The organism is Nonomuraea sp. NPDC059194 (assembly GCF_042754765.1).
GTDB lineage: Bacteria > Actinomycetota > Actinomycetes > Streptosporangiales > Streptosporangiaceae > Nonomuraea.
Map to the genome: position 1 here is coordinate 157,547 of NZ_JBHZBH010000002.1, position 21,928 is coordinate 179,474.

General features: G+C 70.1%; 21 protein-coding genes. 8 read left to right on the plus strand and 13 right to left on the minus strand.

Features of this window, described 5'->3' with window-relative positions:
• Positions 1 to 99: 99 nt before the first annotated feature.
• The 13 genes from ACFXJ8_RS03425 to pyrR form a co-directional block, all read right to left on the minus strand.
• The gene (locus ACFXJ8_RS03425; protein WP_379642190.1) at positions 100 to 468 is read right to left on the minus strand and encodes a hypothetical protein; all 369 of its coding nucleotides are present in this window, start codon (positions 466 to 468) and stop codon (positions 100 to 102) included.
• Positions 469 to 696: 228 nt separating this feature from the next.
• Positions 697 to 1,905, minus strand: a complete 1,209-nt coding sequence (coaBC, locus tag ACFXJ8_RS03430) for a bifunctional phosphopantothenoylcysteine decarboxylase/phosphopantothenate--cysteine ligase CoaBC (RefSeq protein ID WP_379642191.1) — start codon at positions 1,903 to 1,905, stop codon at positions 697 to 699.
• Between the two features lie 7 nt (positions 1,906 to 1,912).
• Positions 1,913 to 2,182: a DNA-directed RNA polymerase subunit omega gene (rpoZ, locus tag ACFXJ8_RS03435; protein WP_358123574.1), complete on the minus strand. Its 270-nt coding sequence runs from the start codon at positions 2,180 to 2,182 to the stop codon at positions 1,913 to 1,915.
• A gap of 24 nt (positions 2,183 to 2,206) precedes the next feature.
• Complete coding sequence (gmk, locus tag ACFXJ8_RS03440) at positions 2,207 to 2,743, minus strand: guanylate kinase (RefSeq protein ID WP_379642192.1); 537 nt, start codon at positions 2,741 to 2,743, stop codon at positions 2,207 to 2,209.
• A gap of 139 nt (positions 2,744 to 2,882) precedes the next feature.
• Positions 2,883 to 3,206, minus strand: a complete 324-nt coding sequence (mihF, locus tag ACFXJ8_RS03445; protein ID WP_379642193.1) for an integration host factor, actinobacterial type — start codon at positions 3,204 to 3,206, stop codon at positions 2,883 to 2,885.
• Positions 3,207 to 3,700: 494 nt separating this feature from the next.
• Positions 3,701 to 4,390, minus strand: a complete 690-nt coding sequence (pyrF, locus tag ACFXJ8_RS03450) for an orotidine-5'-phosphate decarboxylase (protein WP_379642194.1) — start codon at positions 4,388 to 4,390, stop codon at positions 3,701 to 3,703.
• A complete protein-coding gene (locus tag ACFXJ8_RS03455) occupies positions 4,387 to 5,364 on the minus strand; it encodes a dihydroorotate dehydrogenase (RefSeq protein WP_379642195.1) in 978 nt (325 codons plus the stop codon). Before ACFXJ8_RS03455 ends, pyrF begins: the two co-directional genes overlap by 4 nt.
• A complete protein-coding gene (locus ACFXJ8_RS03460) occupies positions 5,354 to 6,220 on the minus strand; it encodes a dihydroorotate dehydrogenase electron transfer subunit (RefSeq protein WP_379642553.1) in 867 nt (288 codons plus the stop codon). The genes ACFXJ8_RS03455 and ACFXJ8_RS03460 overlap by 11 nt, the downstream gene beginning before the upstream one ends.
• Positions 6,221 to 6,226: 6 nt before the next feature.
• A complete protein-coding gene (gene carB, locus ACFXJ8_RS03465) occupies positions 6,227 to 9,514 on the minus strand; it encodes a carbamoyl-phosphate synthase large subunit (RefSeq protein WP_379642196.1) in 3,288 nt (1,095 codons plus the stop codon).
• Entirely contained in the window at positions 9,501 to 10,610 is a 1,110-nt protein-coding gene (carA, locus tag ACFXJ8_RS03470) for a glutamine-hydrolyzing carbamoyl-phosphate synthase small subunit (RefSeq protein WP_379642197.1), read from the minus strand. Before carA ends, carB begins: the two co-directional genes overlap by 14 nt.
• Entirely contained in the window at positions 10,607 to 11,905 is a 1,299-nt protein-coding gene (locus ACFXJ8_RS03475; protein ID WP_379642198.1) for a dihydroorotase, read from the minus strand. Before ACFXJ8_RS03475 ends, carA begins: the two co-directional genes overlap by 4 nt.
• Positions 11,905 to 12,819, minus strand: coding sequence for an aspartate carbamoyltransferase catalytic subunit (locus ACFXJ8_RS03480; RefSeq protein ID WP_379642199.1), 915 nt, complete (start codon positions 12,817 to 12,819; stop codon positions 11,905 to 11,907). Before ACFXJ8_RS03480 ends, ACFXJ8_RS03475 begins: the two co-directional genes overlap by 1 nt.
• Positions 12,816 to 13,349, minus strand: coding sequence for a bifunctional pyr operon transcriptional regulator/uracil phosphoribosyltransferase PyrR (gene pyrR, locus ACFXJ8_RS03485; protein WP_379642200.1), 534 nt, complete (start codon positions 13,347 to 13,349; stop codon positions 12,816 to 12,818). Before pyrR ends, ACFXJ8_RS03480 begins: the two co-directional genes overlap by 4 nt.
• 328 nt (positions 13,350 to 13,677) lie before the next feature.
• Between pyrR and ACFXJ8_RS03490 the strand changes: the two genes are divergently transcribed.
• From ACFXJ8_RS03490 to ACFXJ8_RS03525, 8 genes are all read left to right on the plus strand, one after another.
• Positions 13,678 to 13,899: a DUF3040 domain-containing protein gene (locus ACFXJ8_RS03490; RefSeq protein WP_379642201.1), complete on the plus strand. Its 222-nt coding sequence runs from the start codon at positions 13,678 to 13,680 to the stop codon at positions 13,897 to 13,899.
• 193 nt (positions 13,900 to 14,092) lie between these two features.
• Positions 14,093 to 15,490, plus strand: a complete 1,398-nt coding sequence (locus ACFXJ8_RS03495; RefSeq protein WP_379642202.1) for an amino acid permease — start codon at positions 14,093 to 14,095, stop codon at positions 15,488 to 15,490.
• Positions 15,491 to 15,504: 14 nt separating this feature from the next.
• On the plus strand, positions 15,505 to 16,734 hold the full coding sequence (locus ACFXJ8_RS03500; RefSeq protein ID WP_379642203.1) for an arginine deiminase: 1,230 nt from the start codon (positions 15,505 to 15,507) through the stop codon (positions 16,732 to 16,734).
• Positions 16,735 to 16,736: 2 nt separating this feature from the next.
• Positions 16,737 to 17,741, plus strand: coding sequence for an ornithine carbamoyltransferase (gene argF, locus ACFXJ8_RS03505; RefSeq protein ID WP_379642204.1), 1,005 nt, complete (start codon positions 16,737 to 16,739; stop codon positions 17,739 to 17,741).
• Positions 17,742 to 17,815: 74 nt separating this feature from the next.
• Positions 17,816 to 18,751 (plus strand): carbamate kinase, encoded by a 936-nt coding sequence (gene arcC, locus ACFXJ8_RS03510; RefSeq protein WP_379642205.1) that lies wholly within the window; start codon positions 17,816 to 17,818, stop codon positions 18,749 to 18,751.
• 10 nt (positions 18,752 to 18,761) lie between these two features.
• A complete protein-coding gene (locus ACFXJ8_RS03515) occupies positions 18,762 to 20,186 on the plus strand; it encodes an amino acid permease (RefSeq protein WP_379642206.1) in 1,425 nt (474 codons plus the stop codon).
• Positions 20,183 to 21,067, plus strand: a complete 885-nt coding sequence (locus ACFXJ8_RS03520; RefSeq protein ID WP_379642207.1) for a universal stress protein — start codon at positions 20,183 to 20,185, stop codon at positions 21,065 to 21,067. The genes ACFXJ8_RS03515 and ACFXJ8_RS03520 overlap by 4 nt, the downstream gene beginning before the upstream one ends.
• A gap of 266 nt (positions 21,068 to 21,333) precedes the next feature.
• Entirely contained in the window at positions 21,334 to 21,828 is a 495-nt protein-coding gene (locus ACFXJ8_RS03525; protein WP_026214021.1) for a transcriptional regulator, read from the plus strand.
• Positions 21,829 to 21,928: the final 100 nt, after the last annotated feature.

Consider the following 21,928-nt stretch of genomic DNA (forward strand, 5'->3'; position numbering starts at 1 on the left):
CGGATGTACGGCTCGGGCGGTCAGGACACGCCAGGGCCATCGCCGAAGTGTAGCCCCACATGCCCGCACGCCGCGAAACTGCTCCCATTCTGCCCCTTGTCAGAGGTCAGGGAGCGGATCGTGAGGCAGAATGTCGGGCTCGAACACCTCCGCGTCTGCCGCGGCGACGACGGCGGCGTACTGCTCCTCGAACTCGAAGAACATCTCGCCGAGCTGGATGACGGGACCGGGCGCCATCGTGATCGGACCCAGCCTGGTCGCACGGGGGAAGGCGGCGTGCAGCGAGACGGGGCGGTCGCTCCTGAGCATCCTGGTCGCCAGGACCGAGACGGTCCGGTCGGTGACGACGATCAGGAAGTTCCCTACGCCGGGCGGGCCTATCGACAGTGCGGGAAAGACGTAGCGGATCTCCTCCCCCTGGCGCAGCAGAGCCCTGCAGCGATCCCTGACAGCCGACGTCACCGGCATCCCCATCCCCCCTCGCCGACCCTCAGTATCCGCAGGCAGAGGGGGTGCCGCAACGGCTGATCAGGTAACCGGCCATGCCGGACGCCGCCGTGGTCGTCGCCATGGGTACGGCGGGCGCCAACCCCAGCGGTCGTCGCTCAGGCGAGGGCAAGGCGGGCGGCTATCTGGTCCAGCGCTCAAACGCCGCCCAAGAAAGACAGCGGCATCCGGCCCGGCGGGCGTCGCCGCTCAGGCGTGGGTGAGGCGGGCGGCTACCTGGTCCCATACGGCGTCGGCGAGGTCCTCCTTGGGGCCGCGCGGCACCTCGACCTGGGATCCGTCGGCGGCCAGGATGGTGGCGGCGTTGTCGGGCGTGCCGAAGGCCAGCCCCGCCCCCACCTGGTTGACCACCAGCAGGTCGCACCCCTTGCGGGCGAGCTTGGCCCGCCCGTTGGCGAGCACGTCGTCGGTCTCGGCCGCGAACCCCGCGATCACCGCCGGGCGCGCCGGGGCGGAACCGCTCGCCCGCCGCCGCTCGCCCAGCTCGGCGAGGATGTCGGGGTTCTTGACCAGCTCGATCGGCTCGGGCTCGCCGGCCGTCTTCTTGATCTTGGAGTCGTGCCGTACGGCAGGCCTGAAGTCGGCCACGGCCGCGGCCATGACCACCACGTCGGCGTCGGCCGACGCCGACAGCACGGCGTCGCGCAGTTCGACTGCCGACTCGACCCTGACGACCTTGGCGCCCGCGGGGTCGGCGAGCGATACGTTGGCCGCGACGAGCGTCACCTCGGCGCCGCGCGCGACCGCTGTGCGGGCGAGGGCGTATCCCTGCAGCCCTGAGGAGCGGTTGCCGAGGTAGCGGACAGGGTCGAGGGCCTCGCGGGTGCCGCCGGCCGAGATGACGACCTTGCGGCCCGCCAGGTCGCGGGGACGGCCCGCCACGACGCGGCGGCAGATCTCGAAGATCTCCTCGGGGTCGGGCAGCCGGCCGGGACCGGTGTCGGCGCCGGTGAGGCGGCCGACGGCAGGGTCGATGACGATCGATCCCCGCTCGCGCAGGGTGGCCACGTTGGCTCGGGTGGCCGGGTGCTCCCACATCTCGGTGTGCATCGCGGGCGCGAACACCACGGGACACCTGGCGGTCAGGAGCGTGTTGGTGAGCAGGTCGCCGGCCAGGCCGTGGGCGGCCTTGGCCAGGACGTCGGCGGTCGCGGGCGCGACCACGACGAGGTCGGCCTGCTGGCCGAGCCGTACGTGGGGCACCTCGTGCACGCCGTCCCACACGTCGGTGGTCACCGGGTGCCCCGACAGCGCCGCCCACGTGGGCTCGCCCACGAACCGCAGCGCGTCGCGGGTCGGGACGACCCGCACCTCGTGGCCCGACTCGGTGAACAGGCGCAGCAGCTCGCAGGCCTTGTAGGCGGCGATGCCCGCGCTGACGCCAAGGACGACCCTCATGGAAGGGTCAGACCGCGCCTTCGATGGGCTCGGCGTTGAGGAGACCGTCGGCGACCTCGCGCAGCGCGATGGACAGGGGCTTCTCCTGGGCGTGGGTCTCGACCAGGGGGCCGACGTACTCCAGCAGGCCTTCGCCGAGCTGGGAGTAGTAGGCGTTGATCTGGCGGGCGCGCTTGGCACCCATGATGACCAGGGAGTACTTGCTGTCGACGATGTCGAGCAGTGAGTCGATCGAGGGGTTGGTGATGCCCTCGGTCGTCGGGGCAATGCCTGCCACGTTGTCAGACCTCTCGTCGGAATGCTATGCGGTCATCAAGGCTATCAGCCTGTGGCATACGTCCTGGACGTTCGTGTTGACGAGCGTGGTATCGAACTCTTTCTCGGCCGCCATCTCGATGCGTCCGGCCTCCAGGCGGCGGGCGATGACGTCCTCGGGTTCGGTGCCGCGCCCTCGCAGGCGCTTTTCCAGCTCCTCCCAGGTCGGGGGGGCCAGGAAGACCAGCAGCGCCTCCGGCATGCTCTCGCGCACCTGCCTGGCGCCCTGGAGGTCGATCTCCAGCACCGTGGGCACCCCGCTCGCGAGCTTGTCGAGTACGGCCTGCCGCGGCGTGCCGTACTTGTTGCCGGCGAACTCGGCCCACTCCAGCAGCTCGCCCGACTCGATGAGCCTGTCGAACTCGTCGTTGTCGGCGAAGAAGTACTCCACGCCGTGGGTCTCGCCGGGGCGGGGCTTCCTGGTGGTCACCGAGACCGACAGCCACACCTCGGGGTGTGCCCGCCGGAGCTCGGCGACGACCGTGGACTTGCCGACGCCTGACGGCCCCGACAGGACCGTCAACCGTCTGGTGGCACCGTGCTGGTGCGCGCTGCCACCAGGGGGAGCGAAACCACCGTGATCCGTGTCTTCACCATCGGACCAGGACCTGTCGGTCACTTCGTTACCCCCGTCGAACCTGCGCCTTCATGTGGTACCGAGGTTAGCCCTCGTTGCCACCGAACTCGCGCTCGAGGGCAGCCCTCTGGTTCGCGCCGAGACCCCGCACGCGGCGGGACTCGGCAATAGCGTGCCGCTCCATCAGCTGCTTGGCGCGGACCTTGCCCACGCCGGGGAGCGACTCCAACAGCGCCGACACCTTCATCTTGCCGATGACGTCGTCGGTCTGCCCATCCTTGAGCACCTCTGCCAGAGAAATTGCGCCGTGCTTGAGTCGGTTCTTGACCTCGGCACGCTCTTTACGGGCCTTGGCAGCCTTCTCAAGGGCTGCGGCGCGCTGCTCGGGGGTCAGGGGAGGAAGAGCCACGCCGGGTCACCTCGAATTTCTGTCGATGTACTCGGACGGGATGGGAAACTAGCTGGTCAAGGCGTCGTTAGCAACGTCAAGCGCCGTTTCTCTCACCATAAAATCCACTTCTTCACTCTGCGTGGTCAATACGCTACGCTCTGCTGATCAAAATGCCCTCACTTCGCGCTTTCCGGCGTTCGTCAACCGAGTTGGCGGGAATGCGATCATGATCACAGAAACCGGCCTCGCAGGTCCCGGTTTTCGGGCGGCCGAAGCACGGATCCGGCGGCGCCACAAGGGTTCCGGACACCGCGAACCGATCACGCGAGAGCGTTTCCGTCCCCCGAGGCCGCGAAACGGGTGTGACAGGCGGGGCCGAAGGGGCTGCCGGAAATGAGACCCTGGGGCGACGTTTCAGGCCCCGCCGGAGTCCCGCTGGAGCATGCGTGAAGGACGGGCGGCCACCCGCGATCAACGGTGGGCTTGACCCCGCGTGCCGTACCGAGAGATGATCATGAGCGGCGCAGCGACGCGGCGATGGACGCCGCGGTCGCGCCCGGGTCTGGCGAGCCCGTGATCGGGCGGCCGATGACGAGCAGGTCCGCGCCGTCGGCCAGCGCCTGCTCCGGCGTGGCCACCCGCGCCTGGTCCTGCGTGGCGGCCCCCTCGGGCCGCACCCCGGGGGTGATCAGCGTGATGCCCGGCCCCACGGCCGCCCGCACGCCGGCCACCTCGTGCGGCGAGCACACCAGTGCCTTCGCGCCCGCCTCCACCGCCATCACCGACAGCCGCCGCACCGCGTCCTCGGGCGTGCCCGCGATCCCGATCGCGGCCAGATCGGCGGCCGACAGCGAGGTGAGTACGGTCACCGCCGCGATCTCGGTGTGCGGAGCGGCCTCTACGGCCGCCTGGATCATCGCGGGGCCCCCGGCGGCGTGCACGGTCAGGATGGCGGGCCGCAGGCGCGCCACGGCCCTCGTGGCCCCGGCCACGGTGTTCGGGATGTCATGGAGCTTCAGGTCGAGGAAGACCTTCACGCCGCTGGCGCCCTGCACGGAGGCGATCACGTCGGGCCCGTAGCGCAGATAGAGCTCCAGACCCACCTTGACGGTGCTCACGTGCGGGGTCACCAGCGACGCCCAGCGGGCCGCGGTCTCCAGGTCAGGTGCGTCCAGGGCGACGGCGATGGGTGCGGGCGTCACGGGGAACTCTCCTCGGAGTCGACGAGCAGGTGCCTGGCGGCGCTGCCCGGTGGCCGGTGTGCCAGGCCGACGGCGTCGGCCAGGCGTTGGAAGCCCCTGGCCTGCAACAGCTCCTCGAGCTCGCGCTCGATGCGCAGGCAGGCGTAGGGGTCGTGGAACAGCGCCGTGCCCACCCCGACCGCGCAGGCCCCTGCGAGGACGAGCTGGAGGGCGTCGTGACCGCTCATCACGCCGCCGACGCCGACGATGGGCACGCCGGGGATGGCGGCGTGGACCTGCCACACGCACCGTACGGCCAGCGGCAGGATCGCCGGGCCCGACAGCCCGCCGGTGCCCGCGGCGAGCGACGGCTTGAGCGCGTCGATGTCGATGCTCATGCCGAGCGGATTGTTGATCATGGAGAGCGCGTCGGCCCCCGCGTCGACGCACGCGCGGGCGACCGCGACGACGTCGGCCACGTCGGGCGACAGCTTGGCGACCACCGGCACGTCGTAGCGCATGACCGAGCGCACCGAGGCGATCACCTCGGCCGCCGCGCCGCCGTCGCGGGCGAACACCCGCCCGCGGTCCTCGATGTTGGGGCAGGCGAGGTTGACCTCGATCGCGGTCACGCCAGGCGCGTCGGTGAGCCTGCGGGCCAGCGCCGCGTACTCGGCGACCGTGCCGCCGCCGATCGACACGACGGTCCTGATGCCGCGCTGGGCCAGCCACGGCAGCTCGCGCTCCAGGAAGGCGTCGATGCCCGGCCCCTGCAGGCCGACGGCGTTGAGCATGCCCGAGGGCGTCTCGGCCATGCGCGGGGTCGGCCTGCCCGCCCTCGGCGCCATCGTGATCGACCGGGTGACCAGCGCGCCGAGGCGGTGCAGGTCGAAGAACTGGGCCAGCTCCCGCCCCGAGCCCGCGCAGCCGGCGGCGGTCGTGATGGGGTTGGCGAGCTCGACGTGGGCCAGGAAGGTCCGCATGTCAACCGACATGTCGCGCTCCACCGCCGGGGGCGCCGAGCGCGTCGAACGGGATCGTTCCGACGTCCTCGAACCGCACTTGTTCCCCCCTGAACACCGGACCCTCCGCGCAGGCGCGCACCATCCTGGTCACGCCGTCGTCGCCGATGACCGGCAGCACGCACGTCATGCAGATCCCGACGCCGCAGGCCATGGCCTCCTCCACCGCCACCTGGACGGGGATGTCGAACTCGATGGCCACCGCGGTGACCTGGCGCAGCGTCTCCATCGGCCCGCAGGCGTAGATGGCGTCGGCGCGCGTGTCGGCGATGACGGAGGGCAGCACGTCGGTCACCTTGCCGCGCAGCCCCAGCGAGCCGTCCTCGGTGGTGAGCGTGGTCGTCTCCGACATCCTGCGGGCCCGCATCGCGCCGAACACCCGGTCGGCCGAGGCCGCGCCGAGCACGAAGTCGATGCGGCAGCCGCGCTCCATCAGCGCGTCGGCCAGCGGGAACAGCGGGGCCGCGCCGTACTCGTCGCCGACCAGCACGCACACGGCGGGGTCGCGGGGCAGCGGGAACGGCCGCCCCAGCGGCCCCACCAGGTCGAGCGTGTCGCGGGCGCGCCGCTCGGCCAGCCACGACGTGCCGGGGCCCGAGGCGGTGAAGACGAGCTCGACGGTGCCGCCGTAGTCGGGCCTGACGTCATGGATGGACAGGGCGCGCCTGGTCACCATCGAGGTGCGCGACCCCCCGACGGCGACCGAGACGAAGTGGCCTGGCCGGAACCGCTCGGCGACCCCGGGCGCCACCACGGTCAGCGCATGGTAGGCGTCGACCCGGCGCGTGGTCAGCACCGTGCCAGTCACCTGCACCGGAGTCCCGGCCAGACCTGATCACCCCCGCAGGGCTCGTGCGTGCTCCTGAAGGGACCGTACGCCCACATCGCCCCGCACGATGGCCTGGATGCCCGCGGCGGCCGCGGCGAGTCCCTGAACCGTCGTGATGCACGGGATGCCGCGCAGCACGGCGGCGGTGCGGATGTCGTAGCCGTCGAGGCGCGGCCCCGACTGGCCAGGGCTGCCGAACGGCGTGTTGACGATCAGGTCCACCTCACCGCCCAGGATGCGCTGCACGATCGTCGGCTCACCGTCGGGTCCCGTTCCCTCGCTCTGCTTTCGCACGATCTTGGCATGGACTCCGTTACGGCGCAGCACCTCGGCGGTGCCCTCCGTGGCGAGAATCTCGAAGCCGAGGTCGGCGAGGGCGCGCACCGGGAAGATCATCGAGCGCTTGTCCCTGTTGGCGACGGAGACGAACGCGCGGCCCTTGGTGGGCAGCTCGCCGTACGCTCCGGCCTGCGACTTGGCGTAGGCGATGCCGAAGAACTCGTCGATGCCCATGACCTCGCCGGTCGAGCGCATCTCGGGGCCGAGCACGATGTCGACGCCGCGGAAGCGGTTGAACGGCAGCACCGCCTCCTTCACCGCGATGGAGGCGTCCAGCGGCAGCGTGCCGCCGTCACCCGACTCGGGCAGCATGCCCTCGGCCCGCAGCTCGGCGATCGTGGCGCCCATCATGACGCGGGCCGCCGCCTTGGCCAGCGGCACCGCCGTCGCCTTGGAGACGAACGGCACGGTACGGCTGGCCCGCGGGTTGGCCTCCAGGACGTACAGGACGCCGGCCGACATCGCGTACTGCACGTTGAGCAGGCCGCGAACCCCCACGCGCCTGGCGATGCCCTCGGTGGCGGCGCGGATGCGCTTGATGTCGTTGCCGCCGAGCGTGATGGGCGGCAGCGCGCAGGCCGAGTCGCCCGAGTGGATCCCGGCCTCCTCGATGTGCTCCATGACGCCGCCGAGGTAGAGCTCCTCGCCGTCGAACAGCGCGTCGACGTCGATCTCGATGGCCTCGTCGAGGAACTTGTCGATCAGCACGGGGTGGCCGCCCTCCTGGGCCGCCATGTAGGTGCCGAGCGTCTCGTCGTCGTAGACGATGGCCATGCCCGCGCCGCCCAGGACGTAGGAGGGGCGGACGAGGACCGGGTAGCCGATCTCCTCGGCGATGCCCAGCGCCTCGGCGACGGTCAGCGCGGTGCCGTGCTTGGGCGCCGGCAGGCCCGCCTCGGCCAGCACGCGGCCGAACGCGCCGCGCTCCTCCGCCAGGTGGATGGACTCGGGTGAGGTGCCGACGACGGGCACGCCCGCGTCCTTCAGCGCCTGCGCCAGGCCCAGCGGCGTCTGGCCGCCGAGCTGGACGATGACGCCGGCCACCGGGCCGGTCTGCTGCTCGGCGTGGACGACCTCGAGGACGTCCTCCAGCGTGAGCGGCTCGAAGTAGAGCCGGTCGGAGGTGTCGTAGTCGGTCGAGACGGTCTCGGGGTTGCAGTTGACCATGACGGTCTCGAACCCGGCCCTGGACAGCTCGAAGGAGGCGTGCACGCACGCGTAGTCGAACTCGATGCCCTGGCCGATGCGGTTGGGACCGCTGCCGAGGATGAGGACCTTGGGCCGCTCGCCGTACGGGACCTCGCTCTCCTCGTCGTAGGTCGAGTAGAGGTAGGGCGTCCTGGCGGCGAACTCGGCCGCGCAGGTGTCGACGGTGTTGTAGACCGGGCGCAGGCCGAGCGCGTGGCGCAGGTCGCGCACCCGCGACTCGCTCATGCCGCGGATCTCGCCGATCTGCGCGTCGGAGAAGCCGTGGTGCTTGGCCCGCTCCAGCGCCTCCCGCGTGAGCTCGGCGGCCTCGCCGAGCGCGCGGGCCTCCTCGTCCAGCAGCATCAGCTGGTCGATGAACCACGGGTCGACGTTGGTGGCCTCGAACAGCTCCTCGGCCGTGGCGCCCGCCCTGATCGCCTGCTGCATGGTGCGCAGCCTGCCGTCGTGGGGCGTGCGGCAGTCGTCGAGCAGCTCCTGCTTGGGCGCGATGTGACCGGCCCATGAGAAGGACGAGCTCTTCTTCTCCAGCGAGCGCAGCGCCTTCTGCAGCGCCTCGGGGAAGGAGCGGCCGATCGCCATGGCCTCGCCCACCGACTTCATGTGGGTGGTGAGCGTCTGATCGGCGCCCCGGAACTTCTCGAAGGCGAACCTCGGCACCTTGACCACGATGTAGTCGAGGGTCGGCTCGAAGGAGGCGGGGGTCTCCTTGGTGATGTCGTTCGGGATCTCGTCGAGCGTGTAGCCGATCGCCAGCTTCGCCGCGATCTTGGCGATCGGGAAGCCCGTCGCCTTGGAGGCCAGGGCCGACGAGCGCGACACGCGCGGGTTCATCTCGATGACGATCATGCGGCCGGTGCCCGGGTTGACCGCGAACTGGATGTTGCAGCCGCCGGTGTCGACGCCGACCTCGCGGATGACCGCGATCGCGACGTCGCGCATGTTCTGGTATTCACGGTCGGTCAGGGTCAGCGCGGGGGCCACGGTGACGCTGTCGCCGGTGTGCACGCCCATCGGGTCGATGTTCTCGATGGAGCAGACGATGACGACGTTGTCGGCCTTGTCGCGCATGACCTCCAGCTCGTACTCCTTCCAGCCGAGGATCGACTCCTCCAGGAGCACCTCGGTGGTCGGGCTGGCGTCGAGGCCGGCGCCGGCGATGCGGCGCAGGTCGCTCTCGTCGTAGGCGAAGCCGGAGCCGACGCCGCCCATCGTGAAGGAGGGGCGCACGACCAGCGGATAGCCGAGCTCGCCCGCCGCGGCCACGCACTCGTCCAAGGCGTGGCAGATGATCGACTTGGCGGACTCGGCGTTGAGGCCGTGCTCGCGGGCGACCTTGGCGACGATCTCCTTGAACCGCTCACGGTTCTCGCCCGCCTGGATGGCGTCGAAGTCGGCGCCGATCAGCTCGACCGCGTAGCGCTCCAGGACGCCCGCCTCGTGCAGGGCAACCGCGGTGTTGAGCGCGGTCTGCCCGCCCAGGGTGGGCAGCAGCGCGTCGGGCCGCTCCTTGGCGATGATCTTCTCGACGTACTCGGGGGTGATCGGCTCGACGTAGGTGGCGTCGGCGAACTCCGGGTCGGTCATGATCGTGGCAGGGTTGCTGTTGACCAGGATCACCCTGAAGCCCTCTGCCCGCAGCACGCGGCAGGCCTGGGTGCCCGAGTAGTCGAACTCGCACGCCTGCCCGATGACGATCGGTCCCGAGCCGATGACCAGGATCGACCTGATGTCCTCACGCTTGGGCACGGCTCATGACCTCACAGAACTCGTCGAAAAGGTAGGCGGCGTCGTGGGGGCCCGCGGCGGCCTCGGGGTGGTACTGCACGCTGAAGGCGCGCCCGTCGAGCAGGCGCAGGCCCTCCACGCAGCGGTCGTTGAGGTTGACGTGGCTGACCTCGGCGCGGCCGTACGGCGTGTCGAACGGCTCGTCCAGCGGAGCCTGTACGGCGAAGCCGTGGTTGTGCGCCGAGATCTCCACCTTGCCGGTGCGCACGTCCTGAACCGGCTGGTTGACGCCGCGGTGGCCGTAGCGGAGCTTGTAGGTCGAAAGGCCCAGCGCCCTGCCGAACAGCTGGTTGCCGAAGCAGATGCCGAAGAACGGGATGCCCGCCTCCAGCACCCTCTTCAGCGTCGTCACGTCGGCCGTGGCGGGGTCGCCGGGGCCGTTGGAGAAGAAGACGCCGTCGGGGGCGATGGCCTGGATGTCCTCGAAGGTCGCGGTGGCGGGCAGGACGTGCACCTCGCAGCCGCGCTCGGCCATGCGGTGCGGGGTCATGCCCTTGATGCCGAGGTCGACGGCCGCGACGGTGAAGCGCTTGTCGCCGACCGCCTCGACGACGTACGGCTCGGCCGTGGCCACCTCGGCGGCCAGGTCGGCGCCCTCCATGCGGGGCTGCTGCCGTACGCGCTCGACGAGGGCCTCCACCGGCTCGGCGGGGGTGGTGAAGATGCCCGCGCGCATGGCGCCGCGCTCGCGCAGGTGGCGGGTCAGCGCGCGGGTGCCGGTGATCGCGATGCCGACGACGCCCTGCTCCTTGAGGTAGTCGTCGAGGGAGCGGTTGGCCCGCCAGTTGGAGACCACGCGGGAGGGCTCGCGCACGACGTATCCGGCGACCCAGACGCGCGAGGACTCGGGGTCCTCGTCGTTGACGCCCGTGTTGCCGATGTGCGGGGCGGTCATCGCGACGATCTGGCGGTGGTAGGACGGGTCGGTGAGGGTCTCCTGGTAGCCGGTCATGCCGGTGTTGAAGACCATCTCACCGAACGTCTCGCCCTGCGCACCATAGGTGCGCCCGTGGAAGACACGACCGTCTTCCAGCACAAGGACGGCGTCGTTACTCAAGCGAGCTTCCCTTCGAGAACGGTGGGCTTGCCGCGCAGGAACGTCGCCAGCACCCGGCCGGGGAGGGTCATGCCCTCGTAGGGGGTGTTGCGGCTCTTGGAGGCGAAGGCGGAGGGGTCCACCTCGGCGCGGGCGGAGGGGTCGTACAGCACGATATTGGCGGGGGCGCCGACCTCCAGCGCCCGGCCGTGGCCGGACAGGCGGCCGATGCGCGCCGGGGTGACCGACATGCGCTCGGCCACGCCCGCCCAGTCGAGCAGGCCGGTGTCGACCATGGCCTCCTGGACGACGCTGAGCGCGGTCTCGAGCCCGACCATGCCCATGGCCGCCGCGGCCCACTCGGTCTCCTTGTCCTCGACCGGGTGCGGCGCGTGGTCGGTGGCCACGACGTCGATCGTGCCGTCGGCCAGGGCGTTTCTGAGCGCCTCGACGTCGGCGCGGGTGCGCAGCGGCGGGTTGACCTTGTAGATGGGGTTGTAGGAGCCGTTGGGCGACTGCTCGACGAGGTCGTCGGTGAGCAGCAGGTGGTGGGGGGTCACCTCGGCGGTGACGTTCCAGCCCTTGGACTTGGCCCAGCGGATGATCTCGACCGAGCCCGCCGTGGAGACGTGGCAGACGTGCAGGCGCGAGCCGACGTGCGCGGCCAGCAGGCAGTCGCGGGCGATGATCGCCTCCTCGGCCACCGCGGGCCAGCCGGCCAGGCCGAGCCTGCCGGAGATGACGCCCTCGTTCATCTGGGCGTCCTTGGTGAGCTTGGGCTCCTGGGCGTGCTGGGCGACGACGCCGTCGAAGGCCTTGACGTACTCCAGGGCCCTGCGCATCAGCACGGCGTCGTCGACGCACTTGCCGTCGTCGGAGAAGACGCGCACGCGGGCGGCGGAGTCGGCCATCGCGCCGAGCTCGGCCAGTTGCCTGCCCTCCAGGCCGACGGTGACGGCGCCGACCGGCTGCACGTCGCAGAGGCCGAACTCCTGGCCGAGCCGCCACACCTGCTCGACGACGCCCGCGGTGTCGGCGACGGGCATGGTGTTGGCCATGGCGTGCACGGCGGTGTAGCCGCCGCGGGCGGCCGACTGGGTGCCGGTGTGGACGGTCTCGGCGTCTTCGCGGCCGGGCTCGCGCAGGTGGGTGTGCAGGTCGACCAGGCCGGGCAGCGCGATCGCGCCCCGCCCGTCGACCACCGCGGGGGCGTCGCCGTCCGCGGTGCCCGCGGGGGCGATCTCCGCGATGAGGCCGTTGACCACCGTGATGTCGACGGGGTCGCCGCCGAGGATCCGTACGTTCTTGATCAGCATCAGATCTCTCCCCCGAGCAGCAGGTACAGGACGGCCATGCGGATGGTCACGCCGTTGGCGACCTGCTCGACGATCGTCGAGCGCGGCGAGTCGGCCACCTCGGCCGCGATCTCCATGCCCCTGTTCATCGGCCCGGGGTGCATGACGATCGCCTCGTCGGGCATCTTGGCGAACCTGTCGCGGTCGAGCCCGTAGCGGCGGGAGTATTCACGCTCGCTGGGGAAGTAGGCGGCGTTCATCCGCTCCTTCTGCACGCGCAGCATCATGACGACGTCGGACTTGGGCAGGACGGCGTCGAGGTCGTAGGAGACCTCGCACGGCCAGGTGCCGACGGAGACCGGCACCAGCGTCGGCGGCGCGACCAGGGTCACGTCGGCGCCGAGCGTGGCCAGCAGAAGCACGTTGGAGCGGGCGACGCGGCTGTGCAGGACGTCGCCGACGATGGTGACCTTGCGCCCTTCGAGCGAGCCGAGGCGGCGGCGCATCGAGAAGGCGTCGAGCAGCGCCTGCGTGGGGTGCTCGTGGGTGCCGTCGCCGGCGTTGACGACGCTGCCGCGCACCCAGTTGGCCAGGCGGTGGGGCGCGCCTGAGGCGCCGTGGCGGATGACGACGGCGTCGGCGCCCATCGCCTCCAGGGTCAGCGCGGTGTCCTTGAGCGACTCGCCCTTGGAGACGCTGGAGCCCTTGGCGGAGAAGTTGATGACGTCGGCAGACAGGCGCTTGGCCGCGGCCTCGAAGGAGATGCGGGTGCGGGTGGAGTCTTCGAAGAAGAGGTTGACCACCGTACGGCCGCGCAGCGTCGGGAGCTTCTTGATGGCGCGGTCCGAGACGCGGGCCAGCTCCTCGGCGGTGTCGAGGATGAGCAGCGCGTCGTCCTTGGTCAGGTCGGCCGCCGAGATGAGGTGCCTGTTCACTTGATCAACTCCACTGCGTCGCGCCCGTCGGTCTCCTCCAGGTAGACCTTGACCTTCTCGCTCTTGGCGGTCGGAAGGTTCTTGCCCACGTAGTCGGCCCTGATGGGCAGCTCGCGGTGGCCCCTGTCGACCAGGATGGCCAGCTGCACGGCCGTGGGCCTGCCGAGGTCGTTGAGCGCGTCGAGCGCGGCGCGGACCGAACGGCCGGAGAAGAGCACGTCGTCGACCAGGACGACGACCTTGCCGTCGATGCCGTCGGCGGGCAGGTCGGTACGGCCGAGCGGGCGCGCGGGCCGCAGCCTGAGGTCGTCGCGGTACATGGTGATGTCGATCGAGCCGACGGGAACCTTCACGTCTTCGAACTGCTCGATGCGCTCGGCGAGCCGGCCGGCGAGAGTGGCGCCGCGGGTCGGGATGCCGAGGAGGACGACGCCGTCGGCGCCCTTGGTGCGCTCGAGGATCTCGTGCGCGATGCGGGTCAGCGCCCGGTGGATGTCCGGGCCTTCGAGAACGGCCCTGGGTTCGGACATGGGTGTAGCTCACCACCTTTCCCGCCTCACAGGACGGGGCTTAAAAGGGTGTTGGGTCGCAGCCACAATACCAGCGCCACCAGCTACGACGTGCGGGGGTGGCCCTGGAGCCGGTGTGGTCTTTCACACGTTGTAGCCGGCGGGTCACGTTGGAGGCTCGGCTTCGCCGGATCCGTCAGCGCATCAGGGCCGTCAAGTCGACCGCAAAGATCATGCGCGCGCAGGAGATCGTCGGGGGCGCGGAGGCGCTCAAGCACGGTTGAACGATTTGGCAAATCCGGACAAAAGAGATAAAACCTCCTCCAAGTCTTTCTCGGGAGGTCCCGGCATGGCCCTGTCGGCACGCGAACGCCAGATCCTCGACGCCATCGCGCGTCAGTTCGCCACAGAGGAGCCCGCGCTGGCGCGTGGCTTCTCCGAGCACGGTCGTGGCCGGGTGACCGCCGAGCGCATCGAGGGGCGCCGGGATGCCTGGCCCGTCGCCCTCATCGCGGTCTGCCTGGCCGTCTTCGCGGTCGTCCTGCTCGTGTCAGGCAACCCGCGCACCTGAGCCGTCGTCCTGCCCCTGCCCGGCGACCCGCGCCTGAGCCGCCGTCCTGCTCCTGCCGGGCGACCTGCGGCGCCCCCGAGGCCGGGGCCGGGACCCGCTCCACGGCCCTGAGCTGGGCGTTTTAGGGGGCTCCCCGGAGGGGAGGTCACCCGACGTCATATGACATCGGGGGATTTCCGCGTCGGGGGGCGCCATGGGAGGACCGCGGGAGCCGGCGGACAGCGGCCTCGGCACGGTCGAGTCCGCGCGCGCCGGTGTCACCGAGGGACCGGGACGCAGCCTCGGCCTCGGCGCGGCCATCGCCCTGGTGATCGGGAACGTGGTCGGCACCGGAATCTTCCTGCTGCCCGCCTCCCTGGCCGCCTTCGGCACCGTCAGCATCGTGGCGATGGGCGCGGTGACCGTCGGCGCCATCGCGATGGCGATGGTCTTCGGCAGGCTGGGCGCGCGCATCCCCGCGGCCGGAGGGCCCTACGCCTACGCGCGCGACGCCTTCGGCGAGTTCGCCGGCTTCTGGAACGCCTGGTCGTTCTGGCTGACCGCGTGGATCGGCAACGCGGCGATCGCGGTCGCGTGGGTCGGCTACGTCCAGCACTTCGTCCGCGAGCTCTTCGGCCTCGACTGGGGCGCCACCGCCGCCGCGATCGTCATCGCGCTGGTGGGGGTCTGGATCCCGGCGGCGGTCAACCTGAGGGGCGCCAGGAACATGGCCGCCTTCCAGGTCGTCACCACCGTCCTGAAGTTCGCGCCGCTGCTGTTCGTGGCGGTCGTCGGCCTGTTCTTCGTCCAGGGCGCCAACTTCGGCCCCTTCAACGCCACCGGCGGCAACCTCGTCGCCGCCGTCTCCCTGGCGGGCGCGGTGGCCCTGTTCATCTACTCGGGTGTGGAGAGCGTCTCCATCGCCGCCGAGAAGGTCAAGGACCCGGTCCGCAACATCGGGCGGGCCAGCGTCATCGGCGTGCTCGCCTGCGCCGTGCTCTACATGCTGAGCACGGTGGCGGTCATGGGCACCGTGCCGTACGCCAGGCTGACGGAGTCGTCGGCCCCGTTCGCCGACGCGATCAACAACATGTTCGGCGGCTCGGCGGGCGGGGTCGCCATGGCCGCCTGCGCCATAGTCTCCGGCATCGGCGCGCTCAACGGGTGGACCATGCTGGTCGCCGAGATGCCCAAGGCCGCGGCCCAGGACGGGATGTTCCCCGACTTCTTCGCCAGGGAGTCGCCGCGCGGCGCGCCCGTCGTCGGCATCCTCGTCGGCAGCATCCTGACCTCGCTCATGCTGCTGGTGGCCTACTCGTCGAAGAACGCCTTCAACACGATCGTGCTGCTGGCCTCCTTCACCACCGTCATCCCGTACTTCTTCTCCGCGTGCGCCCAGCTGTTCTGGCTGGTGACGGGCGAGCGCGAGGTGCGCAGGGGACGCCTGGCCCGCGACCTGGTCATCACCGTCGTCGCGCTGGTGTTCGCGTTCTGGATGGCGTACGGCTCGGGCGCCGAGGCCGTGCTCGGCGGCACGCTGATGCTCCTGGTGGGGGTGCCCGTCTACATCTGGGTGAAATCCAGGCGCGGCGAGTACGGGCCGAAAGTCTAGGAAGGAACCTAGGTATGACCTTTCATGTCGATTCCGAGGTGGGCAGGCTCTCCCAGGTCCTGCTCCACAAGCCCGAACTGGCGCTGAAGCGGCTCACCCCGACGAACAAGGACGACTTCCTCTTCGACGACGTGCTGTGGGTGCAGCGCGCGGTGGAGGAGCACGAGGAGTGGCAGCAGACGCTGCGCGACCGGGGCATCAAGGTCCACATGCTGGCCGACCTCCTGCGCGAGACGCTCGACATCCCCGAGGCGCGCAAGCACATCCTCGACCACGTCGTCGACGAGCGCTGGCACGGGCCGCTGGCCACCGACGCCATCCGCAACACGCTCGACGCGATGGCGTCCAGGGACCTGCAGCAGTTCCTGACCGGCGGCATCACCAAGAGCGAGATCATGGAGCGCGGGGCCGACCCCAAGAGCGTCGCCTTCCACGCGCTCGACGGCAACGACTTCGTCCTGCCCCCGCTGCCCAACCACCTGTTCACCCGCGACACCTCCTGCTGGATCTACAACGGGGTGTCGATCAACGCGATGCGCAAGAAGGCCAGGCAGGCCGAGACGATCAACTTCGAGGCCGTCTACGCCTACCATCCGATGTTCGCGTCCGAGGCGGACAGGTTCCAGGTGTGGATGCCGGGCACCAAGGTCGCGCCCGCCACCATGGAGGGCGGCGACGTGCTGGTCATCGGGCGGGGGGCGGTGCTCATCGGGATGAGCGAGCGCACCCAGCCGCAGGCCGTCGAGATGCTCGCCCGCAACCTGTTCGCCAAGGGCGCGGCCAAGAAGATCGTCGCGCTGAACATGCCGAAGGCGCGGGCGTTCATGCACCTCGACACGGTCATGACCAACGTCGACGTGGGCGTGTTCACCAAGTACGCGGGCCTGGGCATGCTGCCCTCCTACACGATCGAGCCCGGCGACAACGAGAAGGAACTCAAGGTCACCGACCACCCGGCCGAGGACATGCACAAGGCCATCGCCAGGGCGCTCGACCTCGACGACATCAAGGTCCTCACCGCCACCCAGGACGTCTACGCCGCCGAGCGCGAGCAGTGGGACGACGGGTGCAACGTGCTGGCCATCGAGCCGGGTGTGGTCGTCGCCTACGAGCGCAACACCACCACCAACAACTATCTGCGCGACAACGGCATCGAGGTCATCACCATCCGCGGCAGCGAGTTGGGCCGCGGCAGGGGCGGGCCGCGCTGCATGAGCTGCCCGCTCGAACGGGAGGGCATCTGACCATGGGCTTCAACCTGCGCAACCGCAACTTCCTCAAGGAGCTCGACTTCACTCCCGCGGAGTTCGCCTTCCTGCTCACCCTCGCCGCCGAGCTCAAGCGGGCCAAGTACGCCGGAACCGAACGGCAGCGGCTCAGGGGCAAGAACATCGCGCTGATCTTCGAGAAGACCTCGACCCGCACCCGCTGCGCCTTCGAGGTCGCCACGCACGACCAGGGCGGGCACGTCACCTACCTCGACCCGTCCGGCTCGCAGATGGGCCACAAGGAGTCGGTCAAGGACACCGCCCGCGTCCTGGGCAGGATGTTCGACGGCATCGAGTACCGGGGCTCCAAGCAGGAGTACGTCGAGGAGCTGGCCGCCTACGCGGGCGTCCCCGTCTGGAACGGCCTGACCGACGAGTGGCACCCCACCCAGATGCTCGCCGACATGCTCACCATGCGGGAGCACAGCGACAAGCCGCTGCGCGAGATCTCCTTCGCCTACCTCGGCGACGCCCGCAACAACATGGGCAACTCGCTGCTGGTGACGGGGGCGATGTTCGGCATGGACGTGCGCCTCGTGGCGCCCAGGTCGCTGCAGCCGGACGCCGACATGGTCGTCAAGCCCGCCACCGACCTGGCCAAGCAGACCGGCGCGACGGTGACGATCACCGACGACGTCGACCAGGGCGTCAAGGACGTCGACTACCTCTACACGGACGTGTGGGTCTCGATGGGCGAGCCGAAGGAGGTCTGGGACGAGCGGATCAGGCTGCTGCGGCCGTACCAGATCAACGACGAGGTGGTGGCGGCGACGGGCAACGACGGCGTCAAGGTGATGCACTGCCTGCCCGCCTTCCACAACAGGGAGACCAGGATCGGCGAGGACATCTACGAGAAGACGGGACTCGATGCGCTGGAGATCACCGAGAGCGTCTTCGAGTCGCCCCGCTCGATCGTCTTCGACCAGGCCGAGAACCGCCTGCACACCATCAAGGCCATCATGGTGGCCACCTTGGGGAGCTGACATGCCTGCCATCACCGCCCCCGGGGCGTACACCATCAAGGCACCTGCACACTTCGCCACCCTGGGGAGCTGACATGCGAGTCTTGGTGGCCTTCGGGGGGAACGCGCTCATGCGGCGCGGCGAGCGGCCCGATGCCCACACGCAGCAGGCCAACGTCGCCGTGGCCGTCAGGACGCTCGCCAAGGTCGCCGAGCGGCACGAGCTGATCATCACGCACGGCAACGGCCCGCAGGTGGGCGTGCTGGCGATGGAGAGCGCCAACGACTCCAACCTGACCAGGCCCTACCCGTTCGACGCGCTGGGCGCCGAGACGCAGGGCATGATCGGCTACTGGATGCTGCAGGCGCTGCAGAACGGCCTGCCGGGCCGCCAGGTGATCGCGCTCGTCACCCAGACCCTCGTCTCCGCCGTCGACCCCGCCTTCTCCGACCCGACCAAGTTCGTCGGCCAGGTCTACGAGCAGGCGGAGGCGGAGAAGCTGGCCGCGGAGTACGGCTGGACCGTCAAGCCCGACGGCCAGTACTGGCGCCGGGTGGTGCCCTCGCCCAAGCCGCAGCGCGTGGTCGAGACCCGGCTGATCCGCAAGCTGGTGCGCGACGGCGTCACCGTCGTCTGCGCGGGCGGCGGCGGCGTGCCCGTCATCCGCGACGAGAACGGCCGCCTGACGGGCGTCGAGGCCGTCATCGACAAGGATCTGACGGGCTCGCTGCTCGCCGAGGCCCTGGAGTGCGACGCCTTCCTCATCCTGACCGACGTCCCGCGCGTCATGCGCGACTTCGGCACCCCCCAGCAGACCGAGATCGGCCACACCACGCCGCACGAGCTGCGTTCGATCGACTTTCCCGCCGGGTCCATGGGCCCGAAGGTGGAGGCGGTCTGCAGGTTCGTGGAGACCACGGGCGACATGGCCGCGATCGGGAAGCTGGACCAAGCCTTGGAGATCCTGGACGGCAAGGCGGGCACGATCATCACGCCCAACGCCACCTGGCCGCTGTCCAGCACGTTGTAGGGAGGGGCCCGTGGCGCTGGCCGAGCGGCTGTTCCGCACCAAGCCCACCGAGCAGATCGTGGCGGAGGGCGGGCATGGAGAGGGCGGCGACCTGCGCCGCACCATGTCCCTCTGGCAGCTGACGCTGTTCAGCGTCGGCGCCACGCTGGGCACGGGGATCTTCGTCATCCTCGGCCAGGCGGTCCCGAAGGCAGGGCCCGCGGTGGTGCTGGCCTTCGTGCTGGCCGCCGTCACGGCGCTGTTCTCGGCCCTGTCCTACGCCGAGCTGGCCGGGACCATCCCGGTGTCGGGCTCGTCCTACTCCTACGCCTACGCCACCCTCGGCGAGATCGTGGCGTGGGTGTGCGGCTGGTGCCTGATGCTGGAGTACGCGGTCTCGGTCGCGGCCGTGGCCGTGGGATGGGGCGAGTACCTCAACACCTTCCTCGAAGGCGCCTTCGGCTGGACGCTGCCCGCCGCGATCACCCACTCCCCCGGCGACCAGGGCGGTGTGGTCAATGTCACGGCCATCCTGATCGTCGTGCTGGCCACCTGGCTGCTGCTGCGCGGCACCTCCGAGTCGGCCACGGCGAACATGATCTTCGTCTACATCAAGGTCGCGGTGCTGGCCTTCTTCTGCGTGGTCGCCTTCACCGCCTTCAACTCGGGGAACTTCGCCCCGTTCGCCCCGATGGGCGTCGCCGGCATCACCGCCGCGGCCTCCCAGGTGTTCTTCTCCTACATCGGCTTCGACGCCGCCTCCACCGCGGGCGAGGAGGCCAAGAACCCCAAGCGGGACCTGCCGCTGGCGATCATCCTGTCGCTGGCCATCGTGACGGTGATCTACGTCGCGGTCGCCATGGCCGCGATCGGCGCCATGCCGTGGACCGACTTCGACCCCGAAAGCACCGAGGCCAGCCTGGCGCTCATCGTCGACCTGGCCACCGGCGCCACCTGGCCGGGGCTCATCGTCTCCTTCGGCGCGGTCATCGCGATCGCCAGCGTCGTCATCACCGTGCTGTACGGCCAGACCCGCATCCTGTTCGCGATGTCACGCGACGGGCTGATCCCCAAGATCTTCCAGAAGGTCAACCCGCGCCGCCAGGTGCCCATGGCCAACACGCTCATCGTCTGCCTGTTCGTCAGCGTCCTGGCCGGGTTCGTGAAGCTCGGGCAACTGGCCGAGGCGACCAGCATCGGCACCCTGTTCGCCTTCGCCATCGTCAACGTCGGGGTGCTGGTGCTCCGCCGTACCCGGCCCGACCTGCCGCGTAGCTTCCACACGCCGCTGTTCCCCGTCACGCCGGTCCTCGGCGTGATCTTCTGCCTGTACCTCATGTACGAGCTGGCGTGGGTCACGTGGGTGGCGTTCCTGCTGTGGATGGCCGTGGGCCTGCTGGCCTACTTCCTGTACGGCTACAGCCATTCGCGGCTCAACACCGGGAGCGTCCGATGAACCTCGATCACGTCCTGGCCGGGTTCCTGCCCGATTCGCGCGGCCACGACGGCCTGGCGCTGGCCGAACTGCTGGCCGTGCAGGCGGACGCGCGTCTGACGGTCGCCACCATCCAGCCCCCGCCATGGGGCTCGCCCGGCCCCGGCAAAGCCGACGAGAGCGCCTGGCGCGCCTACCTCAAGGAGCAGGCCGAGACGGGCTTCGAGCAGGCCCGGCAGCGACTGGGCGAGCGGGCCGACTATGTCACCCACTCCCACAGGGGCAGCGGGCGCGGACTGGTGGAGGTGGCGCGCTCCTGCGGCGCCGACGTCGTGGTGATCGGCTCGGGCCCGCGAGGAGCCAAGGGGCACATCTCCCTCGGCAGCACGGCCGACCAGCTGCTGCACGCCTCTCCCGTGCCGGTGCTGCTGACGCCCAAGGGCTACGCCGAGCGGATGCCGGGACGGATCGACCGGCTGACCGTGGCGTACCGGCGCACTCCTGGCTGCGACGCGGCGCTCACCATCGCGACGACGGCGGCCACCGAGCTGGCCGTACCGCTGCGCCTGGTGACGCTGGTCGTCGGCGCGGGCCGGGCCAAGATCGAGCAGCGGATGCTGGAGGGCCTGCGCGCGCAGGCCATGACCGACCTCGAGAAGGCGGCCTCGGGCCGGCTGCCGGACGTGGCGGTCGAGACGCTGGAGGGCAGGAACGTCGCCCTGGCCCTGGGCGAGACGGACTGGCTGGACGGCGAGCTGATCATCCTTGCCTCCAGCGAATCGGGACCCCTGCGGCGGGTCTTCCTCGGCGACACCTCGGTCAAGATCATAAGGGCGGCGCCGCGTCCTGTCCTGGTTCTGACCCGACAGCCTGTGGGCTCTCGGCAATCAGTGACGAAGTAGGGTTACCTACGGGACAACAGTGACGTTTGAGGCGGACCCTCCCGGACCGGATTCGGCATCTTTTTTCCAATCAGCTTGACCTTAGGCGTCCACAGCTTTACCGTCACTGTCCGTAACCACACCTCGCGGCGTTCTGGGGTAAACCCCCAGTCGCTCGGCTACCGAAGGTGCCCATACAGGCACCCACCCCCCGGTGGTCCAGGCATTCGTCGCAAGGGAGCACAATCTACTGAGAGCAGCACATACACGAGCCGGGGGGCCACACGATGCCGTCTGAGTACGCCAAGTCGCTGGGTGCACGACTCCGCGCCATCCGCACCCAGCAGGGCCTGTCCCTGCACGGAGTCGAAGAGAAGTCGCGTGGACGCTGGAAGGCCGTCGTCGTGGGTTCCTACGAGCGTGGCGACCGGGCGGTCACGGTGCAGAAGCTTGCCGAGCTTGCCGATTTCTACGGCGTGCCGGTTTCCGAACTGCTGCCCGGGGGTGCGGCGCCCAGCCCGCTCGGGCCGACGCCGAAGCTTGTCATCGACCTGGAGCGCCTGGCGACGCTGCCCAAGGAGAAGGCGGGAGCCCTGGCGCGCTACGCGGCCACCATCCAGAGCCAGCGTGGCGACTACAACGGCAAGGTCCTTTCGATCCGTCAGGAGGACCTGCGTTCGCTTGCCGTCATCTATGACAAGTCGCCCAGTGAGCTGACCGAGGAGCTCATCAGCTGGGGTGTGCTGGACGCCGAGGCCCGCAGGGCCGTCGAGTCCTTCTAAGGCTGGTCGAAAGGGCGCTTCCCGGAGGCTTCGGGAGGCGCCCTTTCGCACACCTGCCTTGACGGGGTCTCGCGGCTTCCCGACTTCCCCGGCATCCCGG

What these genes read in the sequence shown, in the direction of transcription:
- ACFXJ8_RS03425 (WP_379642190.1), bottom strand. Translation starts at nt 468, where the DNA reads ATGCCGGTGACGTCGGCTGTCAGGGATCGCTGCAGGGCTCTGCTGCGC.
- coaBC (WP_379642191.1), bottom strand. Translation starts at nt 1,905, where the DNA reads ATGAGGGTCGTCCTTGGCGTCAGCGCGGGCATCGCCGCCTACAAGGCC.
- ACFXJ8_RS03455 (WP_379642195.1), bottom strand. Translation starts at nt 5,364, where the DNA reads ATGTCGGTTGACATGCGGACCTTCCTGGCCCACGTCGAGCTCGCCAAC.
- ACFXJ8_RS03475 (WP_379642198.1), bottom strand. Translation starts at nt 11,905, where the DNA reads ATGCTGATCAAGAACGTACGGATCCTCGGCGGCGACCCCGTCGACATC.
- pyrR (WP_379642200.1), bottom strand. Translation starts at nt 13,349, where the DNA reads ATGTCCGAACCCAGGGCCGTTCTCGAAGGCCCGGACATCCACCGGGCG.
- ACFXJ8_RS03490 (WP_379642201.1), top strand. Translation starts at nt 13,678, where the DNA reads ATGGCCCTGTCGGCACGCGAACGCCAGATCCTCGACGCCATCGCGCGT.
- ACFXJ8_RS03495 (WP_379642202.1), top strand. Translation starts at nt 14,093, where the DNA reads ATGGGAGGACCGCGGGAGCCGGCGGACAGCGGCCTCGGCACGGTCGAG.
- ACFXJ8_RS03500 (WP_379642203.1), top strand. Translation starts at nt 15,505, where the DNA reads ATGACCTTTCATGTCGATTCCGAGGTGGGCAGGCTCTCCCAGGTCCTG.
- argF (WP_379642204.1), top strand. Translation starts at nt 16,737, where the DNA reads ATGGGCTTCAACCTGCGCAACCGCAACTTCCTCAAGGAGCTCGACTTC.
- arcC (WP_379642205.1), top strand. Translation starts at nt 17,816, where the DNA reads ATGCGAGTCTTGGTGGCCTTCGGGGGGAACGCGCTCATGCGGCGCGGC.
- ACFXJ8_RS03520 (WP_379642207.1), top strand. Translation starts at nt 20,183, where the DNA reads ATGAACCTCGATCACGTCCTGGCCGGGTTCCTGCCCGATTCGCGCGGC.
- ACFXJ8_RS03525 (WP_026214021.1), top strand. Translation starts at nt 21,334, where the DNA reads ATGCCGTCTGAGTACGCCAAGTCGCTGGGTGCACGACTCCGCGCCATC.